Genomic DNA, 14,212 nt, shown 5'->3' with positions numbered 1-14,212 from the left:
CAGTCGGTTCACAGCGCCGGGCCAGTTCGCTGGCAGCTGAGTGGACGACGGTGGATTTCGTGACCGAGCGGGTGAGCCCTCCCACGGCCGGGGATCGGCACGGTGCGACGAGGTTCTCCGCGCCCCGCCACTACGTCCTCGACATCGTCATCCCGGTCTTCAACGAGGAACGCGAGTTGGCGAACAGCATCCGCCGGCTACATCGCTTCCTTGCTGCCGAGGTGCCCTACGCCACCCGAATCACGGTGGCCGACAACGCGAGTACTGACGGCACCCTGTCCGTGGCCCGACGGTTGGCCGAGGAGTTCGAGCGCGTCGAGGTCATCCATCTCGACGCCAAGGGGCGCGGCGGGGCGTTGCGCGCGGCGTGGATGGCGTCGCAGGCCGAGGTCGTCGCCTACATGGACGTGGACCTGTCGACCGATCTGCGGGCTTTCATGCCTCTGGTCGCGCCGCTGGTGTCCGGCCACTCCGACATCGCAATCGGGTCGCGGCTCTCGGCGTCGTCCCGGGTCGTCCGTGGCCCTAAGCGCGAATTCGTCTCGCGCAGTTACAACTTGATCCTCCGCAGCGCGCTTGGGGCGCGGTTCTCCGACGCCCAGTGCGGGTTCAAGGCCGTCAGGTCCGACGTGGCCCGGCAGCTGCTCCCGCTCGTGGTCGACACCGGCTGGTTCTTCGACACCGAGTTGCTGGTGATCGCCGAGCGCGCCGGGCTGCGCATCCACGAGGTGCCCGTCGACTGGATCGACGACCCCGACTCCCGCGTCGACGTCGTCGCCACCGCGATCGACGACCTGAAGGGGTGCTGGCGCGTGGGCCGGGCATTGGCCACCGGTGCCTTGCCACTGCGGGAACTGCAGACAGCGCTGGGGCGCGAGCCGCTGGTGCCCGGTGTGCCGACCGGCATGGTGGGTCAGATCGTGCGGTTCGGAATCGTGGGCGTGGCAAGCACTCTCGCCTATGCGCTGCTGTACCTGGTGCTGCATCCCGCCGTCGGCGCCCAAGCGGCCAACCTCGTCGCGCTGCTGCTCACCGCCGTGGCCAACACCGCAGCCAACCGTGCCTTCACCTTCGGGGTGCGTGGGCGCACCGGGGCCGGGCGGCACCAACTGCACGGTCTGTTCGTCTTCGCGTTCGGGCTGGCGATCACCAGCGGATCGTTGTTCGCGCTGCACCGCTTCGATCCCACCATCGGCAAGGTGGCCGAACTGTCGGTCCTCGTGGTCGCCAACCTGGTGGCGACCGTGGTCCGGTTCGTCGCGCTGCGCCGGGTGTTCGGCGTGCACCGCCGCTAACGCCCGCGGATCAACCCGTCCAACTCCTCGACCGTCCACGGCGGCGAGTCGTGGTGGTCGCGGTACGCGACGACGCTGGGGGAGGGTCGGTCGAACCGGCCGACGAAACCCCCTGCGGCGATGAAGATCTGGCCCGTCACGTCCCTGGCCGCATCGCTGACCAGGTAGGCGTAGACGGAAGCGGCGTATTCGGGCGGCGCGGCGTCCAGGGCGCCCTGCATGCTCAGGTCGTCGAGCAGACCCCGGCGGTTGAGGTCGGCGATCTGCGCCTCGTAGTCCGGGCCGGTCGACAACCGTGTCTTCGCACCCGGGCACACCACGTTCGCCCGCACGCCCCGGGACTTCAGTTCAGCGGCGACGGCGAGGGTCAGGCCGTTGACCGCACCCTTACCCGCTGGGTAACCCGTGCCGCCGTAGTCGCCGAGGAAGGCGAACGAGCTGGTGTTGACGATCGCGCCGCCGCCCTGGGCGAGCATCCTCGGAGCCGCGGCTCGGCACGTCTCGAAGACCGTGCCGAGGTGCGCGTCCAGGAGGTCGCGAAACTGTCCCGACGTCACGTCGAGGATCGACGAGCCGGCCGGTTCCGCGGTGCCGGCGCAGTTGACGAGGGCGTCGATCCGGCCGAAGCGCTCGACGCACGACGCGATCAGGGCATCGGCGGTCGCGGGGTCGGCCGGCGATCCGGCGAATCCGACCGCGCCTTCTCCGACGCGTGTCACGGCGGCGTCCACGGCGTCGGCATCACGGCCGTTGACGACCACTCCGACGCCGCGAGACGCCAAGAGTTCGGCGACGGTGAGGCCGATGCCGCGGGAGCCGCCGACGACGACCGCGCCGGAGGTCAGCCTTGGTCCTCGGTCTTCTGGCCGAACTCCATCGCGTCCATGTGCCAGTAGCCCCGCAGATTGGTGATGGCCCCGGCGTCGTTGACCCGGTAGGTGAAGACGCCTCGCACGGTGGCCGTGAAGCCGTTGGGGAACTCGGTGTGCAGCACCAGGATGTAGGCGATCTCCGTCGGCGAACTCGACCGGAAGGTCTCCTCGCGCGTCACCGTCAGCCGGTTGGGCCCGATGTTCGCGTCGTAGAAGGCGGCGAGCGCCTCCTTGCCGCGAACACCGGTCCCGTCGGGGTTGGTGACGGCCTCGCCAATGGGGTCCTCCACGACCACGTCGTCGGCCATCAGGGCCAGCCATCCGTCGCGGTCACCGGCCTGGACGCATCGCCACGACGCCTCCGAGGCGGCGACCACCGGCGTCATCTCCACCGTCTCCTGGGACACGGGGCTACCGGTCGGCGTCGGTGTAGCGGATGACGCCGCGGATGTTGCGGCCCTCGAGCATGTCGGTGTAGCCGTCGTTGATCTGCTCGAGCTGGTACTGCCGGGTGACCATGTCGTCGAGGTTGAGCCGGCCGGCCTTGTACATCGACAGCAGCTGCGGGATGTCGAAGTGCGGGTTGCCGCCACCGAAGATGGTGCCCTGCAACCTCTTCTGCATCAGGGTCAGCATCGCCAGGTTGAGCGTGACGTTGGTGTCCATCATGCTGCCGATCGCGGTCAGCACGGTGGTGCCGCCCTTGGAGGTCAGGTTGACGTAGTTGTCGACGTCCTTGCCGTCCAGCTCGCCGACGGTGACGATGACCTGCTTGGCCATCAGTCCCTGGGTGACCTCGGCAACGCCGGCGAACGCGGACTCGATGTCGGGATAGGCATGCGTCGCACCGAACTTCAGCGCCGCGTCGCGCTTCCACTCCACGGGCTCGATGACGAAGAGGTGCCGGGCGCCGGCGTTGACCGCACCCTGCAGCGCCGACATGCCGACGCCACCGACGCCGATGATCGCGACGTCGTCACCGGGGCGGATGTCACCGGCCTTGACGGCCGAGCCGTATCCGGTCGTCACGCCGCAGCCGACGAGGCACGCCACCTCGAAGGGGATGGACGGGTCGATCTTCACCACGGAGCTCTTGTGCACCACCATGTACGGGCTGAACGTGCCCAGCAGGGTCATGGGGAACACCGGCTGGCCCTTGGCGGTGATGCGGTGGGTGCCGTCGGAGACCGCGACGCCGCCCAGCAGCCCGGCACCCAGGTCGCACAGGTTCCGTAGCCCGGCCTGACAGGACGGGCACCGGCCGCACGACGGGATGAAGGACAAGACGACGTGGTCGCCGGGGGCGAGGTCCTCGACGCCGGGTCCGACCTCGGTGACGATGCCGGCACCCTCGTGGCCGCCGAGCACGGGGAAGCCCATCATCGGGATGCCGCCGGTCACCAGATGGTGATCGGAGTGGCACATGCCCGAGGCTTCCATCTGGATCTTGACCTCGTCCTTGACGGGGTCGCCGATCTCGATCTCCTCGATCGACCATGGCTGGTTGAACTCCCAGATGAGTGCGCCCTTTGTCTTCACGAGTACCTCTTTCGACTTGCGACTTGAGTCAGTGACAACAGAGTAGAACCTCTAGTTAACTGGATCACACCCACCCCAAGCAACTGCTTGGTGGAGTTACCAGATGGCGACCGGAGCGTCTCCCAGCGGGTAGTAGCCCGGCAGTTTCTTCCCGGCCATGCTGCGTTCGATGCGCTTCTGCATGCCGTCGCTCAAATCGCCGGATTCGATGAGCTTCATGAACATCTTGGACACGTGACCGAAGTCGAAGAAGTCACGCTGCCATTCGATGAGCAGCTCTCCATCTTCGCCGGCGGTCAGCCGGAACCAGCTTCCGCCGATGCCGTAGATCTCGTCACGGGTGCCGTCGCCCTTGGAGACGATTTGCTTCCAGAATCCGACGATCTCGCCCAGCTTCTCGTCCACCAGCACCTTCTGGTACTCGTAGACCCAGTTCTCCAGGCCTTCCATCTCCAGGCCGAGCGCGACCTCACGGATCTCGTCGCGCCCGACGCACATGACGTCCTCCTTCGGGCCGATGTTCCACCCGTAGGTGGCGTCCTCGGTGTAGAAGTCCGCCATCGGCTTCCAATCGCCGGCGGCTTCGGCGTCCTTGTTGGCCTGCAGCCACCGTTGCACCCACGCGTCGAGTTGCTCGCGTGACACCTGTGAATCAGACACGGTCAGTCTCCCTTTTCGATGAGTGAAAGAGCTTGGGTAGGGCACATGTCGATCGCCCGCTCGACGTCCTCGCGGAGGTCGTCGGGAGGCTCTTCGTCGAGGATCTCCACGACTCCCCGCTTGGGCACCCTGAACACCTCGGGTGCCTCCAGTTCGCACATCGCGTGACCCTGGCACAGGTCCTCGTCGAGTTCGACGCGATAGCAGCCCATCGGAGTCAGGCCTCTGCCATTCCCAGGTCGCTTCGCTCCTGCCCGCCGGAAGCCCGTTTGCGGTAGCGGACCTTGGCAGGCTGGGCCAGCTGCACGACCATCTTGGAGTGGTCGTTCTGGTAGCTGTCGGCGGGTTGGGACATCTCGAATTCGTACTCGCGCAACAACACCGAGAAGATCGCCTTGATCTGCATCTGTGCGAACGCCGCCCCGACGCACCGGTGCTTGCCCGCGCCGAAGGGAATCCACGTCCAGCGGTTGGCCAGATCCTCCTGCCGCGGCTTGTCGTAGCGGTTTGGGTCGAAGGCGTCGGGTTCCGGGAAGTCCTCGGCGATCCGGTTCGAGATCGCCGGCGACGCGGCCACCATCTGGCCTTCGTGGATCGGGTAACCCGCCACTTCGAACTCCGCCTTCGCCACGCGCATCAGGATGATCAGCGGGGGATGCAGCCGAAGGGTCTCCTTGAGGGAGTTGTCGAGTTTCGGAATCTGGCGCAGCGCATGAAAACTCACCTCTTGGCCGTCGGCGTAGAGCTCGTCGAGCTCCTGCTGGACCTCGGCGTAGACGTCGGGGTGGCGCAGCAACTCGATCAGGGTCCACGACGACGTGCCCGAACTGGTGTGGTGACCCGCGAACATCAGTGAGATGAACATGCCGGTGACCTCGTTGGCGGTGAAGCGGGAGTTGCCGTCGTCGTCCTTGATCGACACCAGCACGTCGAGCAGGTCACGATCCTGCTTGTCCCTGGGCGGGTTGGCAATTCGCCCGTCCATGATCTCCTGCACCAGGGCGACGAGTTTCACGCGGGACTCGTCGCGGATGCGGAAGCTCTCGATGTCGAGATAGGGGTCGACGTAGCAGAGGGGGTCGGTCCCGCGCTCCAACTGGTGGTAGTAGTGCGCGAACCGACTGTCCAGCTGTTCCCGGAACTTGAGCCCGATGAGGCAGGCGGTCGAGGTGTAGATCGTCAACTCGGAGAAGAAGTCGAGCAGTTCGATCTCACCTTCGTCACCCCAGTCGGCGATGATCTTCTTGACCTCGTTCTCGATCGTCGCGGCGTGGCCCTTCATTTGCTCACCGCGCAGCGCGGTGTTGTGCAGCATCTCCGCTCGACGCTCGGGATCGGCGTCGAACACCACACCCTCGCCGAAGATCGGTGTCATGAAGGGGTAGGCCTCGGCCTGATTGAGTTCGGCGTCGGTGGAGCGGAAGAAGAACTCGTTGGCGTCGGACCCCGACAGCATGACGACCTGCTTGTCGACCAATTGGAACCACCCGACGTCGCCGCACTCCTCGCGGATGCGATGCATCAAACCTATTGGGTCCGTGCGGAATTCCTCGAGATGGCCGTACTCTTCCTCACCGCCGGAGACGCGGGGAACGATTGCAATGGTCATGGCTTGAAGGCCTCTTCGTCGACTTTGAGTTGCTGGCGGTCCGTGACGGTGGCGAGCGGCGCTTCGGGCTGAAGCTCCATGTTGGCGATGAATCCGCCGCGCGGGGTCTCCGCGACGAAGGTGATCGCGCGCGCCAAGTCCGACGCACGGAGGAAGTAGTCGTGGCGGGCCTGGCCCCACTTGGCCCAATCCTCGAGCGCCGGAGCGATCAGTTCGGCGGGCAGGCTCCAACCCATCGACGTCTTGGTGGGGCCGGGATGCACGATCGACGCGCGGACACCGGTGCCCTCCAGCTCCATCTGAAAGTTGGTGACCATGGCGACCAGCGCCGCCTTGGCCGCCCCATAGGCGCCCATGTGGGGACGCTGTCGCAGCGCGACGTCGGAGCCGACGAAGATGAGGTCGCCCCGTTGCCGTTCCAGCATCCCGGGGAGCACCGCGGTGGCCAGGCGATTGGCCCCCACCAGGTGGATCTGCAACTGGGAGTTGAAGTCGTCGGTGCTGATCTCGGCCAGTTTGCCGAAGTAGGTGTCACCAGCGCCGGCGACGAGCACCTCGATGTCACCGAGCGCATCGACGGCGTTGGCCACGAACGACTTCACGGAGTTCGGATCGGTGACGTCGAGGTGGAAGCCGACGGCCTCCCCACCGTCGGCCCGGATCTTGCCGACGAGGTCGTCGAGCTTCTCGACCCGGCGTGCGCCGAGGGCGACGGGGAAACCACGCGCCGCCAGCGCGATGGCGGTGGCCTCTCCGATACCTGCGGAGGCGCCCGCGACGATGGCGGGTCTGCGGTCGGGGAGCGGAGCGAAACGTGGCATCTATCGGGCCTTCACGGTGATGGGCAGGTGGGCGAAGCCGCGAACGCTGCTGGAGTGCACGCGAACCGAGTTGGCTTCGTCGACCTCGTAGCCGCGCACGCGGGTGAAGAATTCGGTCAGGGCCACCTGCGCCTCCATTCTGGCGAGGTGGGCGCCGAGGCAGAAGTGGGCGCCACTGCCGAAACTGAGTAATTTGGAGCCGATTTCGCGATCGATTCGGTACTCGTCCGGGTTGTCGAATACTCGGTCGTCGCGGTTTGCCGATCCCGGTAGCAACAACAGCACGTCGCCCTCGGGGATGGTGATGTCGTACATCGTGATGTCTGCGGAGACGGCGCGGGCCAGGATCTGACTGGAGGTGTCGTAACGCAGCGTTTCCTCGACCCACGGCTTGACCAGGGAGTGGTCGTCGAAGACCGGCGCCAGTTGATCTGGGTTCTTGAAACCCCAGTATGCCGCGTTGGCAAGAAGTTTGGTCGTGGTCTCGTTACCGGCGACGACCATGAGGAACAGGAAGGCGATGATCTCCTCGTCGGTCAACTTGTCGCCGTCGATCTCCGCGTCGACCAGCGCCGAGGTCAGGTCGTCGGTGCGCTTCGTGCGCCGGGAGGAGACCATGTCGGCGTAGTAGACCATCAGGTCGGCCGAGGCTTGCATCGCCTCGGCGGGCACGTCCTTCACGCCGTCCTCGCGGTGCATCACACCGTCGGCCAGCGCCCGGATGCGGACCCTGTCCGATTCCGGCACCCCCATGAGTTCGGAGATGACGTCCATCGGCAGCTTGCCGGCGAAGTCGTCGACGAAGTCGAAGTGGTCGGACGCACACGCCGCGTCCAGGTGCGACACGGCGATCTCGGTGACGCGCGACTCGAGCTCGCGAATGCGCCTGGGCGTGAACCCCTTCGACACCAACGTCCGCAGTCGCAGATGTCCGGGATCGTCGAGGGCCAGGAACGACATCACCCGATGGGCATGCTCGTTGCGTGAGATCGGGTCGAGGGAGACGCCGTGCTTGTTCGACAGCGACGTGCTGTTGCGAAAACCCTGCACGACGTCGGAGTGCCGGGACAGCGCCCAGAACTTCTGGTCGTCGTTGCGGTACAGCGGCGCTTCGTCGCGCAGCCGTCGGTAGTACGGGTAGGGGTCTTCGTGGAAGTCGTAGTCGTACGGGTCCAGGAGGACGTCCGAGGTGCTGGCGGTCATGGGTGTTCTCCGAGGATGAGGCCGACCACGTAGCTCAGCCGGTCGGCGATCTGGTGATAGGTGAAGGCGCCGCTACCGGCGTTGACGAGCGCGCCGAAGTACGTCATCTCCAATGCGGACACGACGCGTGCATCGGTGTCGGGTCCGGCGGCGGACTTGATCCTGCGGTGGATCTCCAAACCAATGCGGTCGCGGACGCGACGTACCGTGGGGTCGTTTCCCGAGAGGAGGGCAGTCGTGCAGGCGGCGGCCACCTCGGGTTCGTCGGCGACCACCAGCGTGAGGTTGCGCAACGCCTTCTCGACGCGAATCGGCATCGGCTCGTTGACGTCGGTGTAGTAGGGCACCTTGCTCATCAGGTCGAGATAGATCTCGGCGATGAGGTGGTTCTTGGACGAGAAGTACGTGTACGCGGTGGCTGGCGCCACCTTGGCCCGCGCCGCCACGGCCCGCACCGTCAGGTCGGCGTAGGACGATTCCCGCAACATCTCCATTCCGGCGGTGAGGACCTTGCGAAAGGTCTCCTCCTGCCGCCGGTTGCGCGGCGGCTCGTCGTGCGCCGACTCTGTGGAGTCGGCAAGCTGGGCCGCGGCATCACTGGACACATGTCCAAGTTATCCGACGATGTCGCCGCACGGCAAGCTGATCGGCGATTTCGGCGCAAAACATCGCGTGAAGAGGCACTTTCGGAGTCGGCGGCAGGATCGCCCTTGCCTTGGCCGCGCACCTGCGGTTATCGTTCGAACCGTGATTACCGGACAGGTGTCCAGGACGGGAACGGGAGGCGCGATGGCGCTGCTGAGCGATCGAGAGAGCCGGTTGCTCGTCGACGGCAAGTTGGTGACGGGCAGCGGGGGTACCTTCCCGACACTCAACCCCGCGACCGAGGAGGTGCTCGGCGTCGCGGCCGACGCCACGGACGCCGACATGGACGCTGCGATCGGTGCGGCGCGGCGGGCGTTCGACGAGACCGACTGGTCGACCAACGTCGAGTTGCGGGTGCGGTGCATTCGTCAACTGCAACAGGCGATGCGCGACCACGTGGAGGAACTTCGGGAGATCACCGTCGCCGAAGTCGGCGCCCCGGTGATGCTGACCTCCATGGCGCAACTGGAGGGCCCGATCGAAGACCTCAGCTTCTGTGCGGACACCGCCGAGAACTACTCGTGGACCACCGATCTCGGCTACGCCACGCCGATGGGCATCAAGACGCACCGCACGATTGCGCGCGAGGCCGTCGGTGTCGTCGGGGCCATCACGCCGTGGAACTTTCCCCACCAGATCAACCTGGCCAAGCTCGGTCCGGCTCTTGCGGCGGGCAACACCGTGGTGCTCAAGCCCGCACCCGACACGCCCTGGTGCGCCGCGGTGCTCGGGGAGCTGATCGTCGAGCACACCGACTTCCCCGCGGGCGTGGTCAACATCGTCACCTCCAGCGACCACGGCGTCGGTGCGATGCTGTCGAAGGATCCGCGCGTGGACATGGTGTCGTTCACCGGGTCGACGAATACGGGCCGGGCGGTGATGGCCGACGCTGCCGCGACCCTGAAGAAGGTGTTCCTCGAACTCGGTGGCAAGTCGGCCTTCGTGGTGCTCGACGACGCCGATCTGGCGGGCGCATGCTCCATGGCGGCGTTCACCGCGTCGATGCACGCCGGACAGGGGTGTGCGATCACCACCCGCCTGGTGGTGCCCCGGGATCGTTACGACGAGGCCGTCGACGCGGCGGCGGGCACCATGTCCGGACTGAAGGCGGGTGATCCGACGAAGTCCGGAACCGTCTGTGGCCCAGTCATCTCCGCGCGCCAGCGCGACCGCATCCAGGAGTACCTGGACTCGGCGATCGCCGAGGGCGGCACGGTCGCGTGTGGCGGAGGCAGTCCCGCCGACCGCGACACGGGTTTCTTCATCGACCCGACGGTCATCGCGGGCCTCGACAACGGTGCGCGAGTGGCACGCGAGGAGATCTTCGGGCCGGTGCTGACGGTCATCGCGCACGACGGTGACGACGACGCGGTGCGCATCGCCAACGACTCGCCGTTCGGTCTGTCGGGCACGGTGTTCTCCGGTGACGAGGAGCGTGCCGCGGCGGTGGCGGCTCGCATGCGGGTCGGGACGGTCAACGTCAACGGCGGCGTCTGGTATTCGGCGGACATGCCCTTCGGTGGTTACAAGCAATCCGGCATCGGCCGGGAGATGGGGATCGCCGGCTTCGAGGAGTACCTCGAGACCAAGGCCATTGCCACGGCAGCGAATTAGCCAGTGCGCCGAGTGTGCACTTATGTCACGCCAATCGCCGAAGAGCGTGCAACAACACCACAGTCGGCGTCTAGGAGGGATTGAGATGGGTCTGTACGGAGATCAGTTCACGGAGAAGGTGGCCATCGTCACCGGTTCGGGCGGTGGCATCGGGCAGGCCTACGCGGAGGCGCTCGCCCGCGAGGGCGCGGCCGTGGTGGTCGCCGACATCAATCTCGAGGGTGCTCAGAAGGTGGCTGACGCCATCAAGGGCGAGGGCGGCACTGCGCTCGCCGTGCGCGTCGACGTGAGCGATCCCGAGTCGACCAAGGAGATGGCCGCACAGACGCTCTCGGAGTTCGGCGGCATCGACTACCTGGTCAACAACGCCGCCATCTTCGGAGGGATGAAGCTCGACTTCCTGGTCAGCGTCGACTGGGAGTACTACAAGAAGTTCATGAGCGTCAACCTCGACGGGGCGCTGCTGTGCACGCGGGCGGTCTACCGGAAGATGGCCAAGCGCGGGGGCGGGGCCATCGTCAACCAATCCTCCACGGCAGCATGGCTGTACTCGAACTTCTACGGTCTGGCGAAGGTTGGCGTCAACGGGCTCACCCAGCAGTTGGCGACCGAACTCGGCGGGCAGAACATCCGGATCAACGCGATCGCGCCCGGCCCCATCGACACCGAGGCCAACCGCAGCACCACCCCGCAGGAGATGGTCGCCGACATCGTCAAGCGAATCCCGTTGTCGCGCATGGGTGAGCCAGAAGACCTCGTCGGCATGTGTCTGTTCCTGCTGTCGGACCAGGCGAAGTGGATCACGGGGCAAATCTTCAACGTCGACGGCGGCCAGATCATCCGATGACGGAGCTCAAGCTGGGCTACATCGGTCTGGGCAATCAGGGCGCCCCGATGGCCACGCGCCTCGTCGACTGGCCCGGCGGACTGATCGTGTTCGACGTGCGGGCCGAGTCGATGGCGCCGTTCGCGGAATTGGGAGCCAAGCTCGCCGACGACGTCGCCGGCGTCTCGGCGGCCGACGTCATCAGCGTCACCGTCCTGACCGACGCGCAGGTCCGCGACGTCGTCGCCGAACTCGCGAAGCACGCCAGGCCCGGCACCGTCGTCGCGATCCACTCCACCATCGAGCCGAACACCGCCGCCGAGCTCGCCGAGGCCCTGCGACCCAAGGGCATCCACGTCGTGGACGCACCGGTGAGTGGTGGTGCGGGCGCTGCTGCCAAGGGTGAACTCGCCGTCATGGTCGGTGCCGACGACGACGCCTACGAGCTCGTCAAGCCGGTGTTCAAGCAATGGGCGTCGATGGTGGTCCGCGCCGGCGAGCCCGGGGCGGGAACTCGTATGAAGCTGGCTCGCAACATGTTGACGTTCATCGGCTTCGCCGCCGCGTGTGAGGCGCAGAAGCTGGCCGAGGCCGCGGGCCTCGATCTGCAGAAGCTCGGCCGGGTGGTGCGGCACAGCGACGCCCAGAGCGGCGGACCGGGCGCCATCATGGTGCGCGACGACACCTCGCCGCTGGCAGCCGACCACTTTCTGTACGACATGTTCGTCCACACCCGCGGGCTGGCCGAGAAGGACCTGAGGCTGGCCCTGGGATTGGGCGAGGCCACCGGCGTGGACCTGCCGTTGGCCGAGATCGCGCTGAGAGACCTGGCCGACGGCCTCGGCGTGGCGCACGAGAGGAGTTAGACGATGGACGAATTACGCCGCAAGGGCCTCGAGAAGATGAACGAGGTCTATTCATGGGAGATGCCCAACATCGAGGGCGATGCCTTCTTCGACCTCACCGTCGACCATCTCTTCGGCACGATCTGGACCAGGCCCGGCCTATCGATGCGCGACAAGAGGTTGATGACGCTGGCCGTCGTGACCGCGCTCGGTGAACAGGGTCTGGCCGAAATCCAGGTGAACGCTGCCATGGCGAATGGCGAGCTAACCGAGGACGAGCTGAAGGAGATGGCCATCTTCCTGACCCAATACGTCGGCTTCCCGCGAGGCGCTGGTCTGAATGGGGTGGTGGGCAAGGTGGCCGCCAAGCGAAAGAAGGCGGCAGACAAGGGTTCTCCTGAGGACAAGCGCGGCAACGTCAACACTGCCGTCAAGATGAGCACGGGGAAGACACTCGATGACGAGTAGATATGCCGCGCTCTCGCGCGAGGAGCTCGCCACCCTGGTGCCCGAGCTGCTGTTGATCGGCCAGCTGATCGACCGGTCCGGGATGGCGCATTGCATCAGCGCGTGGGGACGCGAGGAGATGCTGCAGATCGCGATCGAGGAGTGGGCCGCGTCGAGCCCGCTCTACACCAGGCGGATGCAGAAGGCGCTGAAGTACGAAGGCGTCGACATCTTCACGCTGTTCAAGGGGCTACAGCTCGACATCGGGGCCCCGCCGCAGTTCATGGACTTCCGCTACACGGTGCACGACCGTTGGCACGGTGAGTTCCACCTCGACCACTGCGGCGCGTTGCTCGACGTGGAGCCGATGGGCGACGACTACGTCCACGGCATGTGCCATGACATCGAGGACCCGACCTTCGATGCCACGGCGTTGGCCACCAACCGCAAGGCGCAGGTGCGCCCGATCCACCGGCCGCCACGGGTGCCGTCCGGGCGCACTCCGCATTGCGCGTGGACGGTGATCATCGACGAGTCGTACCCAGAGGTTCCGTTCATCCCGGCGATGGACGTCGTCGCGGCAAGCCGCGCTCATGCCTGCGAGCTGGATCCCATCGACCCGGACGACGAAGGTGCCGCCGACTACTCGGGTGAGCTGCTGGCCGACGTCGACTTCGGTGCGTTCTCGCATTCGGCGCTGGTCCGGATCGCCGACGAAGTGTGCCTGCAGATGCACCTGCTGGTGCTGTCGTTCACCCTCGCGGTGAAGGCTCGCGCGAAGGACGACGTGGCGCTGGAGCAGTCGATCCGCTACAAGCAGCTGATCGGGATCGCCGGGGTGGCCGCCGAGCGCATCCACCGCGCGTTGGGGATCTCGCGTGACGCCAAGGGTGCACTTCGTGTCCTGGAACTACACCCGCTGCTGAATCCGGCGGCGTACGTGTCGGTCGACGTCGACTCGGAGTCCCTTCACGTCCGGCGCTCACCGGCCCACGAGGACGGCGCGTGGATCTCACTGGTGTCGCCGGTGGCGGATCTGCCGCTGCAGGCCGTCGCCGCCGCCGTCGACCCGTACCTGCGGGCCGAGGTCTCCGGCACCGAATCGGACTGGACGGTGCGCGTGATCGAATCCGATTCGCCGACCAAGGAACTCGGTGAGGTGGCGGTGACGAAGTTCAGCGGCGGTGCCAACTGGGTCTTCGAGGAACGAAAGTCGTTGCCGCTCACGGTGGTGTGAGCGTGCTCGGCACGATCGAGCCGGCGACCCACCGTCTCAGATAACCCCGCAGCGCCTCACCCGTCCGGGGCGGCCGGCCGGGGTCGATGACGAAGGACTGAATGATCCGCAGCAGATACTCGGCGAGGTCGTCGAGGTCTGCCTCGGAGAAGCCGCGGCCGGCCCAATCCACGTCGAACCGCCGCAGCATGGCGTTGGCGAACCGGAGGGCGACGTCGGAGGTCACCGAGGCCGTGTGTTCGTCGGCGCGGCCCGGCGCGATCAGCAGACCGATGTGCTTGTCCTCGGGCAGCCATTCCAGCGCTGTCGCGATGGCTTCGGCAACGGCGTCGACCGGGTCGCTACGGCCCCGAAGGTGTTCGGCCAGCCGTTCCAGGAAGTCGTCGGCGGCGTGCACGGCGGCGGCCACGAGGAGCGCCTCGGTGCTGGCGAAGTACCGGTAGACGGTTTGACGGGTGACGCCGAGGGTGCGGGCGACGTCGGCGATGCCCACGTCGGCACCGCGTTCGTCGACGGCCTTGCTCGCGGCGGCCAGGATCCGCGCCACGGCCTCCTCGTCGGTCGCCGGCGCCGATCCCGACCAGCCGTGGGTGCGCACG

Annotated in this window: 16 protein-coding genes; 6 read left to right on the top strand and 10 right to left on the bottom strand. The window is 66.5% G+C overall.

Annotated features, from left to right (window positions below):
* The first annotated feature begins 143 nt into the window (after positions 1 to 143).
* Entirely contained in the window at positions 144 to 1,295 is a 1,152-nt protein-coding gene (locus tag ABZ195_RS05770; RefSeq protein ID WP_355216102.1) for a bifunctional glycosyltransferase family 2/GtrA family protein, read from the top strand.
* Here the strand turns inward: ABZ195_RS05770 and ABZ195_RS05765 are convergent.
* The 9 genes from ABZ195_RS05765 to ABZ195_RS05725 form a co-directional block, all read right to left on the bottom strand.
* A complete protein-coding gene (locus ABZ195_RS05765) occupies positions 1,292 to 2,140 on the bottom strand; it encodes an SDR family oxidoreductase (RefSeq protein WP_355216100.1) in 849 nt (282 codons plus the stop codon). The genes ABZ195_RS05770 and ABZ195_RS05765 overlap by 4 nt on opposite strands.
* Positions 2,137 to 2,574: a nuclear transport factor 2 family protein gene (locus ABZ195_RS05760; RefSeq protein WP_355215665.1), complete on the bottom strand. Its 438-nt coding sequence runs from the start codon at positions 2,572 to 2,574 to the stop codon at positions 2,137 to 2,139. The genes ABZ195_RS05765 and ABZ195_RS05760 overlap by 4 nt, the downstream gene beginning before the upstream one ends.
* A 4-nt stretch (positions 2,575 to 2,578) precedes the next feature.
* The gene (locus ABZ195_RS05755; protein ID WP_355215664.1) at positions 2,579 to 3,706 is read right to left on the bottom strand and encodes an NDMA-dependent alcohol dehydrogenase; all 1,128 of its coding nucleotides are present in this window, start codon (positions 3,704 to 3,706) and stop codon (positions 2,579 to 2,581) included.
* A gap of 96 nt (positions 3,707 to 3,802) precedes the next feature.
* Complete coding sequence (locus ABZ195_RS05750) at positions 3,803 to 4,366, bottom strand: nuclear transport factor 2 family protein (protein ID WP_355215662.1); 564 nt, start codon at positions 4,364 to 4,366, stop codon at positions 3,803 to 3,805.
* Between the two features lie 2 nt (positions 4,367 to 4,368).
* Positions 4,369 to 4,578, bottom strand: coding sequence for a ferredoxin (locus ABZ195_RS05745; protein ID WP_355215660.1), 210 nt, complete (start codon positions 4,576 to 4,578; stop codon positions 4,369 to 4,371).
* Positions 4,579 to 4,583: 5 nt separating this feature from the next.
* Positions 4,584 to 5,975 (bottom strand): cytochrome P450, encoded by a 1,392-nt coding sequence (locus tag ABZ195_RS05740; protein ID WP_355215659.1) that lies wholly within the window; start codon positions 5,973 to 5,975, stop codon positions 4,584 to 4,586.
* A complete protein-coding gene (locus ABZ195_RS05735; RefSeq protein WP_355215657.1) occupies positions 5,972 to 6,796 on the bottom strand; it encodes an SDR family oxidoreductase in 825 nt (274 codons plus the stop codon). The genes ABZ195_RS05740 and ABZ195_RS05735 overlap by 4 nt, the downstream gene beginning before the upstream one ends.
* The gene (locus ABZ195_RS05730) at positions 6,797 to 7,999 is read right to left on the bottom strand and encodes a cytochrome P450 (protein ID WP_355215655.1); all 1,203 of its coding nucleotides are present in this window, start codon (positions 7,997 to 7,999) and stop codon (positions 6,797 to 6,799) included. It abuts the gene before it with no gap.
* Positions 7,996 to 8,604 carry a TetR family transcriptional regulator gene (locus tag ABZ195_RS05725; protein WP_355215654.1) on the bottom strand — a complete coding sequence of 203 codons (609 nt, stop codon included), beginning with the start codon at positions 8,602 to 8,604 and terminating at the stop codon, positions 7,996 to 7,998. Before ABZ195_RS05725 ends, ABZ195_RS05730 begins: the two co-directional genes overlap by 4 nt.
* A gap of 184 nt (positions 8,605 to 8,788) precedes the next feature.
* On the opposite strand from ABZ195_RS05725, the gene ABZ195_RS05720 reads away from it, so the two are divergent.
* From ABZ195_RS05720 to ABZ195_RS05700, 5 genes are all read left to right on the top strand, one after another.
* The gene (locus ABZ195_RS05720; protein ID WP_355216098.1) at positions 8,789 to 10,258 is read left to right on the top strand and encodes an aldehyde dehydrogenase; all 1,470 of its coding nucleotides are present in this window, start codon (positions 8,789 to 8,791) and stop codon (positions 10,256 to 10,258) included.
* Positions 10,259 to 10,343: 85 nt separating this feature from the next.
* Positions 10,344 to 11,105 carry an SDR family oxidoreductase gene (locus tag ABZ195_RS05715; RefSeq protein ID WP_355215652.1) on the top strand — a complete coding sequence of 254 codons (762 nt, stop codon included), beginning with the start codon at positions 10,344 to 10,346 and terminating at the stop codon, positions 11,103 to 11,105.
* On the top strand, positions 11,102 to 11,950 hold the full coding sequence (locus ABZ195_RS05710; RefSeq protein WP_355215650.1) for an NAD(P)-dependent oxidoreductase: 849 nt from the start codon (positions 11,102 to 11,104) through the stop codon (positions 11,948 to 11,950). The genes ABZ195_RS05715 and ABZ195_RS05710 overlap by 4 nt, the downstream gene beginning before the upstream one ends.
* A gap of 3 nt (positions 11,951 to 11,953) precedes the next feature.
* Positions 11,954 to 12,397, top strand: coding sequence for a carboxymuconolactone decarboxylase family protein (locus ABZ195_RS05705; RefSeq protein WP_355215648.1), 444 nt, complete (start codon positions 11,954 to 11,956; stop codon positions 12,395 to 12,397).
* Positions 12,387 to 13,613, top strand: coding sequence for a hypothetical protein (locus tag ABZ195_RS05700; RefSeq protein WP_355215646.1), 1,227 nt, complete (start codon positions 12,387 to 12,389; stop codon positions 13,611 to 13,613). The genes ABZ195_RS05705 and ABZ195_RS05700 overlap by 11 nt, the downstream gene beginning before the upstream one ends.
* On the opposite strand, the gene ABZ195_RS05695 is transcribed toward ABZ195_RS05700, so the two are convergent.
* Complete coding sequence (locus ABZ195_RS05695) at positions 13,600 to 14,211, bottom strand: TetR/AcrR family transcriptional regulator (RefSeq protein WP_355215644.1); 612 nt, start codon at positions 14,209 to 14,211, stop codon at positions 13,600 to 13,602. The two genes, ABZ195_RS05700 and ABZ195_RS05695, sit on opposite strands and share 14 nt — an antisense overlap.
* Position 14,212 lies beyond the last annotated feature (1 nt).

This window comes from Mycobacterium sp. NPDC006124 (assembly GCF_040614235.1).
GTDB lineage: Bacteria > Actinomycetota > Actinomycetes > Mycobacteriales > Mycobacteriaceae > Mycobacterium.
Note: the sequence above shows the minus strand (reverse complement) of the source record. Positions and strands in the feature narration are given on the sequence as shown.

Excerpts from the sequence above, each read along its gene's own strand:
- ABZ195_RS05705 (WP_355215648.1), top strand. The coding sequence starts at position 11,954 with ATGGACGAATTACGCCGCAAGGGCCTCGAGAAGATGAACGAGGTCTAT.
- ABZ195_RS05715 (WP_355215652.1), top strand. The coding sequence starts at position 10,344 with ATGGGTCTGTACGGAGATCAGTTCACGGAGAAGGTGGCCATCGTCACC.
- ABZ195_RS05745 (WP_355215660.1), bottom strand. The coding sequence starts at position 4,578 with ATGGGCTGCTATCGCGTCGAACTCGACGAGGACCTGTGCCAGGGTCAC.
- ABZ195_RS05735 (WP_355215657.1), bottom strand. The coding sequence starts at position 6,796 with ATGCCACGTTTCGCTCCGCTCCCCGACCGCAGACCCGCCATCGTCGCG.
- ABZ195_RS05720 (WP_355216098.1), top strand. The coding sequence starts at position 8,789 with ATGGCGCTGCTGAGCGATCGAGAGAGCCGGTTGCTCGTCGACGGCAAG.
- ABZ195_RS05740 (WP_355215659.1), bottom strand. The coding sequence starts at position 5,975 with ATGACCATTGCAATCGTTCCCCGCGTCTCCGGCGGTGAGGAAGAGTAC.
- ABZ195_RS05700 (WP_355215646.1), top strand. The coding sequence starts at position 12,387 with ATGACGAGTAGATATGCCGCGCTCTCGCGCGAGGAGCTCGCCACCCTG.
- ABZ195_RS05710 (WP_355215650.1), top strand. The coding sequence starts at position 11,102 with ATGACGGAGCTCAAGCTGGGCTACATCGGTCTGGGCAATCAGGGCGCC.
- ABZ195_RS05730 (WP_355215655.1), bottom strand. The coding sequence starts at position 7,999 with ATGACCGCCAGCACCTCGGACGTCCTCCTGGACCCGTACGACTACGAC.